Source organism: Neorhizobium tunisiense, from assembly GCF_039631515.1.
Taxonomy (GTDB): domain Bacteria; phylum Pseudomonadota; class Alphaproteobacteria; order Rhizobiales; family Rhizobiaceae; genus Neorhizobium.
In genome coordinates this window covers 933,039-949,547 of record NZ_JBDIUU010000002.1, presented here as the reverse complement: position 1 = coordinate 949,547, position 16,509 = coordinate 933,039, and the positions used below count along the sequence as shown (strand labels likewise).

General features: G+C 60.8%; 15 protein-coding genes and 1 tRNA gene. 8 read left to right on the top strand and 8 right to left on the bottom strand.

All coding sequences use genetic code 11. The features are described 5' to 3' along the window. Window positions 1-18 precede the first annotated feature (18 nt). The 6 genes from ABCW43_RS13800 to ABCW43_RS13775 all read right to left on the bottom strand — a co-directional run bounded on the left by ABCW43_RS13800 (window position 19) and on the right by ABCW43_RS13775 (window position 5,558). Window positions 19-1,533, bottom strand: coding sequence for a class I adenylate-forming enzyme family protein (locus ABCW43_RS13800; protein WP_345925230.1), 1,515 nt, complete (start codon window positions 1,531-1,533; stop codon window positions 19-21). 141 nt (window positions 1,534-1,674) lie between these two features. Continuing rightward, window positions 1,675-2,658 (bottom strand): LysR family transcriptional regulator, encoded by a 984-nt coding sequence (locus ABCW43_RS13795; protein ID WP_345925228.1) that lies wholly within the window; start codon window positions 2,656-2,658, stop codon window positions 1,675-1,677. 136 nt (window positions 2,659-2,794) lie between these two features. Further along, on the bottom strand, window positions 2,795-3,055 hold the full coding sequence (minE, locus tag ABCW43_RS13790; RefSeq protein ID WP_038543946.1) for a cell division topological specificity factor MinE: 261 nt from the start codon (window positions 3,053-3,055) through the stop codon (window positions 2,795-2,797). Beyond that, window positions 3,052-3,867, bottom strand: a complete 816-nt coding sequence (minD, locus tag ABCW43_RS13785) for a septum site-determining protein MinD (RefSeq protein WP_038543948.1) — start codon at window positions 3,865-3,867, stop codon at window positions 3,052-3,054. Before minD ends, minE begins: the two co-directional genes overlap by 4 nt. Before the next feature lie 31 nt (window positions 3,868-3,898). Then, window positions 3,899-4,627, bottom strand: a complete 729-nt coding sequence (minC, locus tag ABCW43_RS13780) for a septum site-determining protein MinC (protein ID WP_345925223.1) — start codon at window positions 4,625-4,627, stop codon at window positions 3,899-3,901. Between the two features lie 784 nt (window positions 4,628-5,411). After that, complete coding sequence (locus ABCW43_RS13775) at window positions 5,412-5,558, bottom strand: DUF1127 domain-containing protein (RefSeq protein WP_210009004.1); 147 nt, start codon at window positions 5,556-5,558, stop codon at window positions 5,412-5,414. 454 nt (window positions 5,559-6,012) lie between these two features. Here ABCW43_RS13775 and ABCW43_RS13770 point away from each other — a divergent pair, with 454 nt between their 5' ends. Together ABCW43_RS13770 and ocd are read left to right on the top strand one after the other, a co-directional pair. After that, on the top strand, window positions 6,013-6,249 hold the full coding sequence (locus ABCW43_RS13770; protein ID WP_345925221.1) for a BrnA antitoxin family protein: 237 nt from the start codon (window positions 6,013-6,015) through the stop codon (window positions 6,247-6,249). Window positions 6,250-6,335: 86 nt separating this feature from the next. Continuing rightward, complete coding sequence (gene ocd / locus ABCW43_RS13765; RefSeq protein WP_345925219.1) at window positions 6,336-7,421, top strand: ornithine cyclodeaminase; 1,086 nt, start codon at window positions 6,336-6,338, stop codon at window positions 7,419-7,421. A 52-nt stretch (window positions 7,422-7,473) separates the two neighbouring features. Here ocd and ABCW43_RS13760 read toward each other — a convergent pair whose 3' ends face one another. After that, window positions 7,474-7,728, bottom strand: coding sequence for a DUF982 domain-containing protein (locus tag ABCW43_RS13760; protein ID WP_345925217.1), 255 nt, complete (start codon window positions 7,726-7,728; stop codon window positions 7,474-7,476). 257 nt (window positions 7,729-7,985) lie between these two features. On the opposite strand from ABCW43_RS13760, the gene ABCW43_RS13755 reads away from it, so the two are divergent. The 6 genes from ABCW43_RS13755 (at window position 7,986) to rfbA (ending at window position 14,397) form a co-directional block, all read left to right on the top strand. After that, a complete protein-coding gene (locus ABCW43_RS13755) occupies window positions 7,986-10,262 on the top strand; it encodes a PBP1A family penicillin-binding protein (protein ID WP_445738936.1) in 2,277 nt (758 codons plus the stop codon). Window positions 10,263-10,432: 170 nt separating this feature from the next. After that, a tRNA-Gln gene (locus ABCW43_RS13750) sits at window positions 10,433-10,506 on the top strand. 368 nt (window positions 10,507-10,874) lie between these two features. Then, entirely contained in the window at window positions 10,875-11,471 is a 597-nt protein-coding gene (rfbC, locus tag ABCW43_RS13745; RefSeq protein ID WP_345925215.1) for a dTDP-4-dehydrorhamnose 3,5-epimerase, read from the top strand. 28 nt (window positions 11,472-11,499) lie between these two features. Beyond that, window positions 11,500-12,558, top strand: a complete 1,059-nt coding sequence (gene rfbB, locus ABCW43_RS13740) for a dTDP-glucose 4,6-dehydratase (protein ID WP_345925213.1) — start codon at window positions 11,500-11,502, stop codon at window positions 12,556-12,558. Continuing rightward, complete coding sequence (gene rfbD, locus ABCW43_RS13735; protein WP_345925212.1) at window positions 12,555-13,484, top strand: dTDP-4-dehydrorhamnose reductase; 930 nt, start codon at window positions 12,555-12,557, stop codon at window positions 13,482-13,484. Before rfbB ends, rfbD begins: the two co-directional genes overlap by 4 nt. Before the next feature lie 4 nt (window positions 13,485-13,488). After that, window positions 13,489-14,397: a glucose-1-phosphate thymidylyltransferase RfbA gene (gene rfbA / locus ABCW43_RS13730; RefSeq protein ID WP_345925210.1), complete on the top strand. Its 909-nt coding sequence runs from the start codon at window positions 13,489-13,491 to the stop codon at window positions 14,395-14,397. 21 nt (window positions 14,398-14,418) lie between these two features. On the opposite strand, the gene ABCW43_RS13725 is transcribed toward rfbA, so the two are convergent. Continuing rightward, window positions 14,419-16,473: a response regulator gene (locus ABCW43_RS13725; protein WP_345925209.1), complete on the bottom strand. Its 2,055-nt coding sequence runs from the start codon at window positions 16,471-16,473 to the stop codon at window positions 14,419-14,421. Window positions 16,474-16,509 lie beyond the last annotated feature (36 nt).

The following is a 16,509-nucleotide window of genomic DNA, read 5'->3' as shown; positions in this document are numbered from 1 at the left end:
CGTGTCCTCGATTTCAAGTCAGGCCGCGGCGGCGCGTGCCGCCAGCTCCGCCTTGGCGATCTTGCCGGTGGGGGTCATGGGCAGTTCGGTCAGGGAAATGACCGTCATGACGGAGAGGTCATAGGGAAGCGTGGCGGCGATCTCAGCCTTGGCGGCCTCGCCGTCGACGGGTGCGGCGGCCTGCACGAAAGCGACCGGCCGGGTCTTCATCGTCGCGTCAGGTACGCCGACGACGGCCGCCTGCTCGATACCGGCCACCGTCGAAAGCGCCTCTTCCACATCGCGCGGATACCAGGTCTTGCCGCCGACTTCGAGAAGCTCGGAGCGACGTCCCATCATGGTGACAAAGCCGTGCCTGTCCATCGTGCCTATATCGCCGGTCCACAGCCATCCGTCGCGCAGCGTCTCGGCGGTCTTTTCGGGCTTGCCCCAGTAACCCCACATGAAGCCGCCGCGAAGGGCGATCTCGCCAACCGAGCCGCATGGCAGTTCGGTGCCGTCGGAATTGAGGATGCGCACTTCCTTGTCCGGCAGCGGCATGCCGGCGCGGCGGGTCTCGATATCGGCCGCATCGAGCTTCGGGAAACCGAGCGCCACGAATCCGCCGAGTTCGGACTGGCCGTAGCTTTCGACCAGCGGCAGCTTCAGCTTCTCCTGCCAGCCGGCCTTGAGAACCGGCGGAACCGGACCGCCGCCGGACATACTCATGCGCAGTGTCGGCGGCGCATGGCCGCGAATGGCAACCTCGTTGAGCACATCGGTTAGAATAGGCGGATTGGCGATCAGCATGGTGGCGCAGCGTGCTTCGAGCGCATCGAAACCGGTCGCCTGCGTCCAGCGGCCCATGACGTTGATCGCAGCACCACGCGAAAGCTGCGGCAGAAGATTGCCGACCAGCTGGTAGGAGCTCGACAGCGCGCTCGGGCCGAACGAAACGTCATCCGCCGTGATCTGCAGGCGCTCGGCGATGCAGCGCGCTGCACGAACCGTCGGCTCATGCTTGAGGCAGGCGCCCTTCGGCTTGCCGGTGGTCCCGGAGGTGTAGGAAAGATGCGCGATGGCGTCTTCATTGCCCGGATCGGCAGGCGCCTGCAGGGCAGAAGCCATCAGGTCCGGCAGGGAATGAGCGCCCGGTTGCGGGCCATCCATACAGATCAATGCCCGGATTGTCGGCACGCCCGCAGCCGCCGCACTCACCTGCTCATGCTTGTCATGGGTATAAACGACCACACTTGGCTGGTGATCGCCGAAATAATAGGCAAGTTCGTCTGCAAATTTGACGTTCACGAGGGCTGAAATCGCGCCGAGCCGCCAGCAGCCCAGCATCGTCGTCAGATAATCCATGCCGTTATGGGCAAAGATCGTCACCCGGTCGCCCGGCTTGACGCCGAAACTATACAGGGCGCCCGCAGCTCGTTCCATCGCATCGACGGCCTCGGCATATGTCAGGCTCTTGTCGCGATCGACCCAGTGGAAACATGCATGATCCGGATCGCGATTGGCGCCATCCACGAGAAGGGTGTGCATCAACATTCGAAATTCCCCGGCGCTAAATCTGCCTGCTCAATTGTTTGGCAGATGTAAATCCTGCCTGCAGCATGGGCAAATTTATTCCCCGGGTGAATGCCATGGTCGTCGATAGCGGGTATATCCGTTTGCTTATACCGAAAGACCTCAGGAGACCGCCCGCAGCGGAATTGCGGATGGCACGGGATGCAGCGTCTGGTCGAACCGGCGTGCCACGGTGCGGATGACGTTCCGCAGCCAGCGGTTGGCGCCGCTGTTATGGGCCCGTTCATGCCACAGGAGGTAGAGATTCATCTGGTCGAACTCCCGCGGCGCTTCGACGAGCTGCAGGTGATTGGCCGGCGCGTTGGCTACGATATATTCAGCATAGGGCCGCGCGGTGGTGAAGATCAGATCCGTTTCCGCGAGAATCGCTGGAATCAAAGCATATTCCGGCACCGACATGGCGATGCGCCGACGATGCCCGAGCTGCGCCAGCCGGCCGTCGATCGGGCTGTAGACGGCATTCGAGCCGGGCGTCGGGGAGACATGATCCGCGTCGAGATAGGCATCGAGCGGCAGGCGTCCGCGCCGCGCCAGCGGATTGGCTTTCTGCACCACGCAGGCGATATCACAATGCAGGAGTGTGCTCGACTTCAGGCTCTGCTGCGGCGCCGGCCAGTTGCCGATCACCATGTCGACCCGGCCGGAACCCAGGTCCTCGATCAAGTCGCTCTGTTCGGAGGGCGCGAAGAAATCGACCGAAATGCCGGGCGCCTCGTTTCGGATGCTCGTGGCGATCGGCGGGATGAGGAAGGTTCCGAAGCAGTTGACCGCAGCGATCCGCATCCGGCTGTGGACCATGCCGGGATCGAACTGGCTGCTGCGGTTGAGTGTGTCCAGCAGGCCTTCGAGCATGGCCGCGATCGAGGTCATCACCTCTTCGCCACGCTCGGTGAGCACCAGCTTCTGGCCGCTGCGCACGAGAAGCGGATCGGCAAAGATTTCCCTCGCCTTCTTGAGGCAGGCGCTCACCGCCGGCTGGCTGTGTCCGAGCAGCACCGCGACTTTGGAGACATTGCGCTCCTTGAGCAGCAGATAGGTGGTGCGCAGCAACCTGACGTCGATGGAGGGATTTATGTTCGCGTACACGGCCGTTTCCTCTTGCAGGGACAACCGTTTAACGAAGCAAGCGACGTGCCAGACACGCTGGCTTCGTCACTCAAGAGAAAACGCGGACAACAGGGTTATCCGCGTTTCGAACCGAAGCTCAGGACAGCCTATGACCTCAAGCGGCCTGGCTGACGGCATCCAACGGGATCTCAACGTCGATCTCGAGGATCGTGACGTTCTCGTCGCGATCCATCTTGACCTGCACCTTGTCGCTATCGACCTGTACGTGTTTGGCAATCACGGCAAGAATCTCTTCCCGAAGCAGGGATACGAGGTCTGAACCGTTCGACGAGCGTTCGTGGGCGAGGAGCACCTGCAGGCGTTCGCGGGCCGTGGGTGCGGAACGCTGTTTGCGGAAAAGGTTGAATATAGTCATGCGGCCCTCCGTGCGAAGATCTTGCCGAATATCCCCCGCTTTTCCCCGGGGATCGTGATCGGCAGAACCTCTCCTGCAAGCCGGCGGGCGGCATCGAAATATGCCATGGCCGGTGCGCTGCGTGCGTCGGCCAGAGTGACCGGTGCGCCGATGTTCGATGCCCGCAGGACATCCATGCTTTCCGGGATGATGCCGATGAGCGGGATGGAGAGGATCTCCAGCACGTCCTCGACCTTCAGCATGTCGCCCCGCTCAGCGCGGTTGGCGTCGTAGCGCGTCAGAAGCAGGTGCTTTTCCATGCGCTCGCCGCGCTCGGCTTTCATCGTCTTCGAGTCGAGCAAGCCGATGATCCGGTCCGAATCGCGAACCGACGAAACTTCCGGATTGGTCACCACCACCGCCATGTCGGCATGGCGCATGGCGAGCGTGGCGCCGCTTTCGATCCCGGCAGGGCTGTCGCAGATGACCCAGTCAAAGACCCGCTTCAGTTCGGTAATGACCCGCTCGACGCCTTCGGGTGTCAGGTTGTCCTTGTCGCGGGTCTGCGAAGCCGGCAGCAGGAACAGCGTCTCCAGCCGCTTGTCGCGGATCAGCGCCTGCGAAAGCTTGGCTTCTCCCTGAATGACGTTGATCAGGTCGTAGACGACCCGGCGCTCCGCGCCCATCACCAGGTCGAGATTGCGCAGCCCGACGTCAAAATCGACGACGACCACCCGTTCGTTTCGCTGCGCCAGAGCCGCTCCCAATGCGGCAGTCGAAGTCGTCTTGCCAACCCCGCCCTTGCCTGAAGTGACTACGATGACTTTCCCCATCTTGCTCTCCTGTTTGCTGGCCGGCTTCGGCTCAAATAAGTTTCTCTGCAATGATCGAATCCCCTTCGAGCCAAAGCTGGACTGACTGTCCGCGAAGGCCCGGGGCCATGTCTTCCGCCATCTTGTAGATGCCGTCGATTGCCACCAGCTCGGCTTCGAGCTTGCGGCAGAAGATGCGCGCCGACGCGTTTCCAAGCGATCCCGCCATGGCCCGGCCACGTAGCGCCCCGTAGATATGCACCGATCCACCGGCGATGATTTCGGCCCCTGAAGCGACCGAGCCGATGATCGTCACGTCGCCTTCCGGAAAGATGACCGACTGGCCGGAGCGGACCGGCTCGCGGATGACCATCGACTGCAACGCGGAACGAACCTCCGGCGCGACCGGCTTCGGCTCGCCGTTGCGCAGCTCGATGATCGGCTCCTTGGCGACGGCCTCGTCGGAGACCGGACGACCGCCTTTAAGCGCCGGAGGCATGCCGGGACCGAGGATCGAGGGACGACCGCCTTCGATGCCCATGATGTTGACGTTGCGCCCGGCCAGTTCGGTGATGAGATCCTTCAGTTGGGCGCGGTCGATCGGCAGATCGGTCACGTCGAGCACGACAGGCCGACCCAGAAAGAAACCCGCGGAACGTGCCGCAAGATCGTCCAGCCGGATGAGCCAGTCATCGAAGGGAAGATCAGGGGCAAGGACAACCGCCAGAAAAGAGCGGCCCTTGATGCGGATAGAGCGAGCGTCTGTTAGCATTTTGGTCATCTGCGTAAAGAAATCGTTGACTAATTTCTAGCGCCGACATGGTTAACAAATGGTAAACAAAGGCCCCGCAAAGAGCCTGGTTTTAACCGATCGTTACGATCTTCCTCTCCATCGAGCTCGCCTCGGCGGACATTGGCTTCGCGATGAAGAAAATGACAGGCGCAAGGAGAAAAAGGTACGCCAAAACGACCGCCCGCAGCGCACGAACCCTCTCGTCTGGCGGTTGCGATTCTGTCGCGTTACAGGGGATTCGGTCTCTCCATGAGTATCCGCAGGCAGCTTCCTGCGACTCGAAGGACGCTTTCGCCAGGCGCCGCCTTCCGAGGCGATGAATCGCCTCCCTGGCCCAGCCGACTTTCAGGCACGGATAGAGATCGCCGGATACCGCACCGGGCGGACACGACCGAACACGCGCAACTTGATTCTCAGAAACCCTCAGCCCCAAAACGAAAAAGCCTGCCGCGGGAGGAGGTGCGGCAGGCTTTCCGAAAAGAACCGAACAGCGGCTGGGAGGAGGAGTGCCGCTATTCCTACAGACGTCCCTGGGAGGAGGAGTGGGCCGCCTGATAACACGAAGCTCTGCGGGAGGAGGTGCATCGCTTCGATAAGTATGACTATACAGCCATCCGGCTCGATTGATACCCATTATGTTGCAGTGCAGCTATACGTAAAATGCATACCGGAATATAAAGCCGAAGAGGTCCGGGCCGTGGCAGGGCTTCCGACACGAAAACGCCCGCGGCAATGGCGGGCGTCATGCAAATTCCAGGCAGGGATACTGCGGTCAGCGACCGATGGCTGCGCGGGCGACGTTGCGGATGTCGGCGCGGTCGATGCCGAGGTCCTGCAACTCGCGGCTGGTCATGCGGCCGAGTTCGGAGACGGTCTGACGATACTTGCGCCAGTTGTTGAAAGAGCGTGCTACGTTCATGATCGGGTCCCTTTCTTGAGACTGTCTGACGTCAGCGACCGTTCTTGGCTCCGGCGTCGTTCGATGACAGTCATATAGAGGCCCGGAACTGCCCTGAAAAGCAACAATACCTCAGGCCACCCATGCATCATGCGCATTGATCCCGAGACTACGCCTCGGCCGATGCCGCAGCGCACACCATTTGTCGTCCTGAGGCTGCCCTGATCGGATAAGATCAGGATATGAAGCCGTGTCCTCCCCGCGTTTTCGAATGACGAGAATGAGCTTCCCGAGTGAATAAGACGTCTTCCGGTTCGATCACCAAGGTGTCTCGACGGGCATCCGGATCGAGCAGTCATCGGGTCGTTCCGGTGCGGCGATTGCTATTTCCCCATGCTTGCTGATAGTTCGGGACGGGAGCCGCCTCTGCAGGCCGGACCTGCGACAGCCCCCTTCCCTTTATATGGAGATGATCATGACACGTCCCCCGCGCAGGCCCGTCAATCCGCTCGAGGCCGCAGAGGCTCTGTTCGCGCCGGCCAAGAAGACCGCCCCGGCTCCTGCCGTCGAGCGGCGCGCGCCGCCGAACGCCAAGGAACTTGTGTCCCTGAAGCTCGACAGCGATGTGCTCGCCTATTTTCAGGAGGACGGCCCCGGCTGGCAGGATCGCATCAACGATGCGCTCCGTGACGCGATGAACGACAAGGGGTGAGTGACAGGGGGTGAATGACGGGAGCAGCTATGGCATGCATGGCGTGCGTTGCCTGAAAAGGATATGATCTCCCCAAGGAGACGACCATGCCAGCTTTGCCAAACCTGAACATCGTGCCGTTCATCAGCGTCGAGAACATGATGGATCTCGTCCTGAACGTCGGCGTGGAGAACTTCCTCACGGAGCTTTCAGCCTATATCGAGGCGGATTTCCGCCGTTGGGAGGCATTCGACAAGGTGGCGCGTATCGCCTCCCACTCGCAGGAAGGCGTGATCGAGTTGATGCCGACCAGCGACGGTAAGCTCTATGGCTTCAAATACGTCAACGGCCACCCCAAGAATACCCGCACCGGCCGCCAGACCGTTACCGCCTTCGGGGTGCTCTCCGATGTCGACAGCGGCTACCCGCTCCTCATTTCCGAAATGACCATCCTGACAGCACTGCGCACCGCGGCGACCTCGGCCGTGGCGGCCAAATATCTGGCGCCGGAACGTGCCGATTGCATGGCGATCATCGGCAACGGCGCGCAGAGCGAGTTCCAGGCGATCGCGTTCAAGGCAGTGGTCGGTATCGAGAAACTGCGGCTCTACGACATCGATCCCCATGCGACCGAACGATGCGCCAAGAATCTTTCCGGGATGGGCTTTGAAATCATCCGATGCCACTCCTCCCAGGAGGCCGTCGAGGGTGCCCATGTGATCACCACTGCGACGGCAGACAAGCAGAACGCCACAATCCTCACCGACAACATGGTCGGACCCGGTGTCCACATCAATGCCGTCGGAGGCGACTGCCCCGGCAAGACCGAGCTTCACAAGGATATCCTGCTGCGCTCGGACATCTTTGTCGAATATCCGCCGCAGACCCGTGTCGAAGGCGAGATCCAGCAGATGCCGGCGGATTATCCTGTCACCGAGCTATGGAAGGTGATCTCCGGCCTTGCGACGGGCAGGACGAGCAGCGCTCAGGTGACGCTGTTCGACAGCGTCGGGTTTGCGACCGAGGATTTTTCGGCGCTTCGTTATATCCGCGACAAGCTCGCCGGCACTGGGCTTTACGAAAATCTCGATCTCCTCGCAGACCCCGACGAGCCGCGCGACCTCTTCGGCATGCTGCTCCGGCGCGAAGCCTCCCGGAAAGCCACGATGTGGAAATCGATTCCGAACGGATGACACAACCGCAGCATGGGTGCTCCGGATTTCATGCCGTTCACTCCCGGCAGGCTTATTGGAGCATTCCCGCCTCGAGTGCGGCGGATAGAAACGTCTCACGTGCAGCTGCCGCGTCTATCTGTCTGCGTAGCGCGGCGGAGCAGACCTCGGTCGCCACCTTGTAGCGTTCGTTGCGCGCCGCCGGCCATTTGTTGGTGAGATAGATCAAGGCCTCTGCGGGAGTTCGAATAATCTCCGGAGATCGCCGCCCCACTGCCACGACCACCGGCTCCGGCCAGTTCGGATCGCTTTTCACCCGTTTTTTCATGCATTTCCTCCGCCTGCAGATAAAAACTTGCGGATCGGAGTGTGGCACGGCTTCCGCCGTCTATCTATTTGACCTGACTTACCCCATTGGGAGTAGGGCATCGCTGCCTGTGATTACCGACAGGTGCCACGGCATCTTCCTTTTGCGCTAAGATGCTCTAGTTCCCTTTTCAAAATCCAACCGCTACGCAGTGAATGACCCGCCCTGAGGACCGCTCCAAGAACCCGGATGAACATGCCCCCAGCGACCCTGGGCGCGTGACTGAGGTAGAGGCAGCACCAGAAGGCGCGCCGGAGACTGGCGGGCGTCGCGAAGAACGCTCCAGTTCGGGCGAGCCGAAAGCGAGCGACAATTCTGCTCCGGCTTTTGGGCAAAGCGGACGGGCTGTCCGTGAATTGCTGGCCGCGCTCCGGCATGATCTCGGAACCTCGTGGCAATCGGGTTCCCTCCTGATAAGGAAAGCCGCTGCCGCTCTTCGGGAGAGATACACAGGGCCGAAAGAGCAAGAACCAAACCCGACATCCGGATCGGCGGCGGAACGCTTTTCAGCCTTCCGCGGCAAAGCCCTTTTCCAAATAAAAGCCTTGCGGCATCGGCGGCGCTTTTCACGACAGGACCGGCCATCCGGGCGATGGTCGTGGATAACCGTGGCCGCACTCGCATCATTCGCCGGCGTCCTCGTCCTGGCGGGCGTTCTGACATGGGCATTGAAGGACGTGCCATGGCGGGAGATTGCCGCTGGCACGCTGAAGCCGGTCATCGTGCTGGAAACGGCGGACGGAGCGCCGCTGGTCCGGCAAGGACCCTATCAGGGACCGTATGCGGCTTACGGCCAGTTTCCGCAGTCCCTGATCGACGCCGTCCTGTCGATCGAGGACAGGCGGTTCATGGACCATTACGGTATCGATCCACAGGGTATCGGCCGTGCCCTGATCCGCAACTTTCAGGCAGGCTCGGTCGCCCAGGGCGGCAGCACGATCACGCAGCAATTGATCAAGGTGCAATATCTGGAAAGCGACCGGACGCTGAAGCGGAAGATCCAGGAAGTGGTCATCGCATTCTGGCTCGAATGGAAGCTGGGCAAGCAGGAAATCCTGACCCGGTATCTGAACGCCACCTATCTCGGCTCGGGTGCTACCGGAATGCCGGCCGCCGCGCGGGTCTATTTCAACAAGGACATCGGGGACCTCAACGTCTCGGAGTCTGCAATGCTCGCCGGTCTCCTGAAGGCGCCGAGCCAACTGAACCCCATCGCCAATTTCGAAGGCGCCCGTCAGCGAACGGCGACGGTGCTCGCCGCAATGGTCGCCAACGGCAAGCTGACGCCCGACGAAGCCGCGGCCGCAAAGGCGGAGTTCGGCAAACTTCGCCCCACAACACCGACGCCTCGCTCGGGAAGCTGGTTCGCCGACTGGATATCGCCGCAGGCAAGCGAGATCGCCGGCACCTCGCCGGGGTCGACGACGGTGCGCACGACGCTCGTGCCGCGCCTGCAGCGCATTGCCGAAAGGGTTGTTGCACAGGCTCTGGATGAAGACGGGAAGACGCTCGGAGCAAGCCAGGCGGCGCTGGTGGCGATGACACCCGAAGGCGCGGTCGTCGCCATGGTCGGGGGGCACGACTACAAGACGAGCCAGTTCAACCGCGCCGTTACGGCAATGCGGCAGCCCGGCTCCACGTTCAAGCTGTTCGTTTATTACGCGGCCTTGAAAAAAGGACTGACCCTTTTCGACCGCGTCCTCGACGCTCCGATCGAGATTGACGGCTGGTCGCCCGAAAATTCCGGCGGCGGTTACAGGGGCTGGGTCACATTGGCGGAAGCTTTCGCCCGTTCGTTGAATGCCGCAACCGTCGCCCTCGCGCAGGAAGTCGGGCTCGATAACGTCATCGCGGCCGCCAAGGAACTCGGCATCGACACGCCGCTTGCGCCGACGCCGTCCCTCGCGCTCGGCACTTCGGAGGTCAATCTGCTCGATCTCACCAGCGCCTATGCATCGGTTCGTCTGGGGAAGGCACCGGTCGAGCCCTGGGGGATCATCGATTTTCAGGCGGCGGGCCAATCCCAGGCCTTCAGAGTGGGCGAAAAGACATCGCCTTCCATCGATCTCTCACCCTATCAGTCCGACCTCCTTGGCCTGCTGCAGCTCGTCGTCGAACGCGGCACCGGCCGCGATGCGGATCCCGGCACGTTTGCCGCCGGCAAGACCGGCACCAGCCAGAACAATCGCGATGCCTGGTTTGTCGGCTTCACCGAGCCGCTGGTCGTCGGCGTCTGGGTCGGCAATGACGACGACACGCCGATGAAAGGCGTGACGGGTGGCTCGCTTCCGGCCCGGATCTGGCGGGACTTCATCCGCGCGGCGATGGCCGAGCCCGCTCCCGACTTCGATCTGGACAAGGGTCAGGCGGCAGGTGAGCCGGGGACCGCGCCCTCCTGCAATATCACTGCCTGCTCCCGCAGCTACCGATCTTTCCGGGCCTCCGACTGCACCTATCAACCTTTTCGCGGCGAGCGCAGGCTTTGTGAAAGGTGAACGCTGGCAGCCGGGGCGGGCAGCGGGAGCACACCAGCCCTGAGTAAACTTCCAAAGCCGAATGAAACTACGACATTTAACAAAAAACGACCGCTCCGTGATTGCCCGCCGAATGAAGCTTTGCTAGAGCAACTCGCATTCCCTGAGCGGCGTCATCGCCGCCATCATGGTGGGGCGTCGCCAAGCGGTAAGGCAACGGTTTTTGGTACCGTCATCCCTGGTTCGAATCCAGGCGCCCCAGCCAATTTTTGATGGGTCCGTTCAATCATTCATTGGTGCTTGAACCGGCAAATCGTAACTCCGCAGGCCACCTGTTTGCCGTAGCCAGGTAGCGATCCTGATCTCGTTTGAACGCCACGCATTGATTTGCGGCCGTGCCCATTTGCCCGCCCGATTCCGTGACGCCCGGCCAGGTCCTGTGCTGGCGGCGAACGGCGTTGTTCTGGTGAGAGCAGCATAGTCGCTTGGGTAACCAGAGAACGGGCGTAGGGTTCAGTCTACCGCTTATTGACTATCCCATCGCCCATCTGATGAGCCGCATCAGAATTGCGCTCAGAATATCCGTATGGCTTTATAACTAAACAGCCCGAACTTCAGGATCATGAGGAATTTGTGCGCTTCGAAGATACGAACATTGAGGATGTACTTCTTTTAGTGTCGAAGAAATTCGGCGATCCTCGAGGCTATTTCATGGAGACGTTTCGAAAGAACCTCTTTGAGTCAGAAGTTGGTTCCTTCACGTTCGTTCAGGATAACCGGTCTTACTCGGCACAGGCGGGGACTGTTCGTGGTCTCCACTTTCAAATCCCCCCTCACTCACAAGGGAAACTGGTGTCATGTTCGAGCGGCGCACTTCTGGATGTGGCGGTTGATATCCGGACCGGATCGCCGACCTACGGGAAATTCGTCGCGGTGGAGCTATCGGCCGAAAATGCTTTTCAGCTTTGGCTGCCGCCAGGTTTCGCGCATGGGTTTTGCACGCTGATGGCAGATACGATCATCACCTACAAAGTGACTGACTATTACAGCGCCGAACACGAACGCGGCCTGCTTTGGAGCGATCCGGCGCTTGGGATCGAATGGCCAGTCGCTGCAGACAAGGCAATCCTGTCGGAGAAAGATCGGGGGCAGCCTAGGCTCTCCGAGCTTCAATCCAACTTTATTTATGCCGTCAACGATGAACTCGGCAGACGCAGTCGGAGCCGGTGACGAGAACTTTTGGGGGGTAATCGAACGCATGCGCGTGCTTGTAACGGGTGGGGCAGGTTTCATCGGCTCGGCGGTCGTCCGCCACCTCGTGCTCGACAAGGGGTACGAGGTCCTGAACGTCGACAAACTGACCTATGCCGGCACGTTGAGCTCGCTCAAGTCGGTTGAGGACAAGCCGTCCTACCGGTTTCTCAAGATCGATATATGCGATGCCGCCGCGATTGCTTCCGCGATGTCGGCGTTCAGACCGGACCGGGTGATGCATCTGGCTGCCGAAAGCCATGTCGACCGCTCCATCCTCGGTGCGCGGCAATTCGTTGAAACCAACATACTCGGCTCCTTCACCATGCTCGAATGCGCGCGAGCCTATTGGCAGGCACTTCCTCCCCGAGACCGAAGCCGCTTTCGCTTCCTGCATGTCTCGACCGACGAGGTCTACGGCTCCCTGGGAGCGGAGGGACTATTCTCGGAAGCAACGCCCTACGATCCGAGCTCGCCCTATTCGGCATCGAAGGCAGCGTCCGACCATCTCGCCAAGGCATGGGTCCGAACCTACGGCATGCCGGTCATCGTCTCCAACTGCTCGAACAACTACGGCCCGTACCATTTCCCGGAAAAGCTCATTCCGCTGACTATCCTGAACGCGCTGGAGGGCAAACCCCTGCCGGTTTATGGAAACGGGGCCAACATCCGCGACTGGCTTTACGTGGAGGATCACGCCCGGGCGCTGGATCTTGTCGCCGAGCGAGGCAGGGTCGGCGAAACCTACAATGTTGGAGGCCGCAACGAGCGCAGCAATATCGATGTCGTCAAGCGGATCTGCGAGATCCTCGACGATCTGCATGCGATCGGGCGCTCCCATGAAAACCTGATCCAATTCGTGGCCGACCGGCCGGGGCATGATGTGCGTTATGCGATCGACGCGACCAAGCTCGAAACGGAACTGGGCTGGAGGGCAAAGGAGAGCTTCGAGACGGGGATCGAAAAGACGGTACGCTGGTATCTCAACAACGAATGGTGGTGGGCGCCGCTCCGGCAAGGATATGACGGCAGCCGCCTCGGGCTCCTCAAGGTCGGGGCCGGATGATGCGCGAACCCAGGCGATACGTGGTAACCGGGCTTAGTGGACAGGTCGTCCGATCCCTCATCGAAACCGCGATCGGGCAAAGCGAGGTCGAGATTATTCCGCTCGGCCGTCCTGAACTCGATCTGGCCAAGCCGGAGACTATCGCGGCGACGGTCGAGGCCGCCAGGCCCGATCTGATCGTCTCCGCAGCAGCCTTCACAGGTGTCGATCAAGCCGAAATCGACAGGGCAACGGCTTTCGCCGTCAACGCTGCAGGCCCGGCGGAACTGGCTCGGGTAGCGGAAACGCTGCAGGTCCCGATCATTCATCTGTCCACGGACTATGTCTTCGACGGCAGCAAGCCCTCCCCTTATGTCGAATCCGATCCGGTCGCACCGCTTGGCGTCTATGGCCGCGACAAGTTGGTGGGCGAGCGGAACGTGGCTGCGGCAACCGAAAATCATGCCGTCCTTCGCACCGCCTGGGTCTACAGCCCGTTCAGCCGGAACTTCCTGCGTACGATGTTGAAGGCCGCTGAGACAAGGGAAGAGGTGCAGGTCGTCGACGATCAGATCGGCAACCCCACTTCGGCAATCGATATTGCCGAAGCCATCATGGTGGTCGGGCAGAACCTGCTGGCTTCGAACGATCCAGCCTTGCGTGGTGTCTTCCATGTGGCGGGAACGGGCGCGGCGAGCTGGGCGGATTTCGCAGAAGAGATCTTCAGAATTTCGGGAGCGAACGGCGGGCCTTCGGCACGGGTCGTCCGCATCCCAACCAGCGCCTATCCGACGCCGGCCCGGCGACCGGCCAATTCGCAACTGGACTGTTCAAAACTCTACAGGCGCCACGGCGTCGTGATGCCCGACTGGCGGGGCTCGGCGGGGCACGTCGTCAGGCGTCTTCTGCAGCCGGTCGACCTTGAAAACAGACAATATGGGAGGTGAGTTGATGAAAGGGATTATTCTCGCCGGAGGCAGCGGCACGCGGCTACACCCGATGACCCAGGTGCTGTCGAAACAGCTGATGCCGATCTATGACAAGCCGATGATCTACTATCCACTGTCGACGCTGATGCTCGCGGGGATTCGCGACATCCTGATCATATCGACGCCAAAGGATATGCCGCATTTCCAGCAGCTGCTCGGCGACGGTTCCAAATGGGGCCTCTCGCTGTCCTATGCGGAACAGCCCTCTCCTGACGGACTGGCGCAGGCCTATATCATCGGGGCCGACTTCATCGGTTCCAGCTCGTCCTGCCTGGTCCTGGGCGACAACATCTTTTTCGGCCATGGCATTACCGATCTTTTCAAAAGCGCCATGTCGCGGGAAGGCGGCGCCACGGTTTTTGCCTACCATGTCAACGACCCGCAGCGTTACGGCGTGGTCGAGTTCGACGAGCAGATGAGGGCAGCGTCGATCGAAGAGAAGCCGGAACATCCTCGTTCCAGCTGGGCTGTTACAGGCCTCTATTTCTATGACAAGGACGTCATCGACATTGCGGCCAACCTGAGGCCGTCCGCCAGAGGTGAACTGGAGATCACCGACGTCAACCGGGCCTATCTCGATCGTGGAACGCTCCATGTCGAGATGATGGGACGCGGTTATGCCTGGCTCGACACAGGCACGCCCGATAGTCTCCTTGAAGCATCCGAGTTCGTGTCGACGCTCGAACGCCGGCAAGGCGTCAAGATCTCCTGCCCCGAGGAAATTGCCTATCGCCAGAACTTTATCGACGCCCGCCAGCTCGAATGTCTCGCCAGGCAATATGGGAAGAGTGCCTATGGACAATATCTAACCGGACTTCTGGAAGTTCCCGTTCCGCCGCAGGTCCATAAGCCGCTCAGTTTGGTCGGCTAGGCTGAAGCGCCGTCGAGCCGGTCAGCTTTTCGCCGGGATCTCCAAGCGTACGACGTTTGTCGACTGTTCCGTCGATGTTTTTGCAGCCTCCAGCGAAGCGGCCAGGTCTTCGATCTTAAACGGCTTCGCCACAACCGGACAGCCGACCTCTGTGCCGGCCTCCAGCTTGTCGCTATAGCCGGTCATCAGCACGACAGGCAGCCGCGAATTCTTCCGACGTATTTCCTCGGCAAGCTCAATACCGGACATCCCCGGCATCATGATGTCGCTGATCACCGCCTCGATTTCGGGGTGACGCTCCAGAACCTCAATTGCCTCGCTGCCGCCTGTCGCCACAAAGATCGTCGAAACGAGCCCTTCCAGGGCCAGGCGCACCGATTCCAGTGATGATGGGGTATCGTCAACGATCAAAAGCCTGCCCGGAAGGCTTACCGCCGGCGTTACCGGCTCGCGGGCGACGCTCTGTTCGTTTGACCGGGGAAGGAGCAGCGTGAAGGCGCTGCCATGACCGGCCACGCTCGCGACCTTCACAGCACCGCTGCTGCCCTTGGCGAAGCTGTGAACCTGGGTCAGCCCAAGGCCCGGGCCGCCATTCTTCTTTGTGGAGAAAAACGGCTCGAACACCCGTCCCAGATGCTCGGATGCGACGCCCGTTCCGGTGTCTGTGATCGTCAAGGCAACAAATTGTCCTTGAAGCGTCGGGTCTTCCGCAGCGCCGTCGAGGACATTTCTGGCAGAAATCGTCACTTGACCACCGTTGCCCATTGCCTCGCGCGCATTGGTAAGGAAATTGATCAGCGCGTTTTCCAGACCCGCGGGATCGACATGAATGGGCCAGATATCGTTCGGAACATTGATGTCCATGACGATCGTGTCATCGATGGCCTGTCGCAGCAGCGGTCTCAATTCGGCGAGCTTGATGTCCAGCTCCACATGTCCGGCACCCTGATTGGAACGCCTCGAGAACGACAATAGCCGTTGGGTGATCGCCTTTCCCCTCGTCACTCCCTCGCTCATGTGCGAAAGGAGTTGCGTCACCCGCTGCTCGTCATTCCGCCTCCTCTTGATGCCCTCGACGCCCGATTGAAACACCATGAGGAGGTTATTGAAATCATGCGCTGCCTGGCCCGTCAGCTTTCCAAGCGCGTCCATCCGCTGCCAGTTGGCCATGCTTTCGCGCTCGCGGTTCCTTGCGCGAACCTCCCGGTGAAAGAGAAACGCAGCCGAACCTGAGAGCAGCAACGTGAAGCAGCTGGCTGCGGCGAGCAGCAATGTCGCCTTGCGTGCCAGCCTATCGTATTCAGCAACCGGCAGGCCTACCCTCACCCGCCACGGCGTTTCCCCAAGCGCGACTTCGGCCACCCGCAGCTCCAGCCCATTTTTGAGCGTTGCTATGCCAAAATCCGTTCCGGAAAAACTTGCGAACTCGCTTGCCGCATTGCCGGCGAGAGCAGGAGCACCGGTCGAAGCGACAAGGCGATCCTGACCGTCGACGATCCAGGCCGCCCAAGTTTCCGGGAGCCCATTGGCGTAGAGGAGGTTTGTGACAATCGTCGGGCGGATGACAACCGACAGGATGGCTCGCAGCTTGTCATTCCTCTCGATCGGAACCCTCACTGCAAAGGCAGCCTGCCCCCGGGGCCCCAAGGAAACGTTGCCGATCACAGCTTCGCCCGTGCGAACCACGGTCCGGTGGCTCTCCATGTCCACGACCTGTTTCTCAGCCGAACCGTCCAGAACCGGCGAGGACAGCACGATCTCGCCTTTCTCATCCGATATCCGGATCTGCTCCCATTCAGGCACTCTCTCACGCAGACGCCGAGCAGTCTCTGCGAAGGCGGACCGGGGGATCGGCGGATCGAGCCGGGGCGAATCCGCAACGACCGACAGAAGCTGAACCTGGCTTTTAAGCTCACGTTGAAGCGTCGCAGCCATGGCGGTCGCTTTGCTGCGAACGTCGGCGTCGAGCGCGTTCTGCTGCTCCTGAATAAAGAACCTGCCCATCACGGCGGCGAGAATGATGAGCGGTATCAGCGACGCCGTGATGAGGAGGAGCGCTGGCCGGGTTTGATTCAACTGACACCCCGATATCTGTTGTTCACACTCCATCAA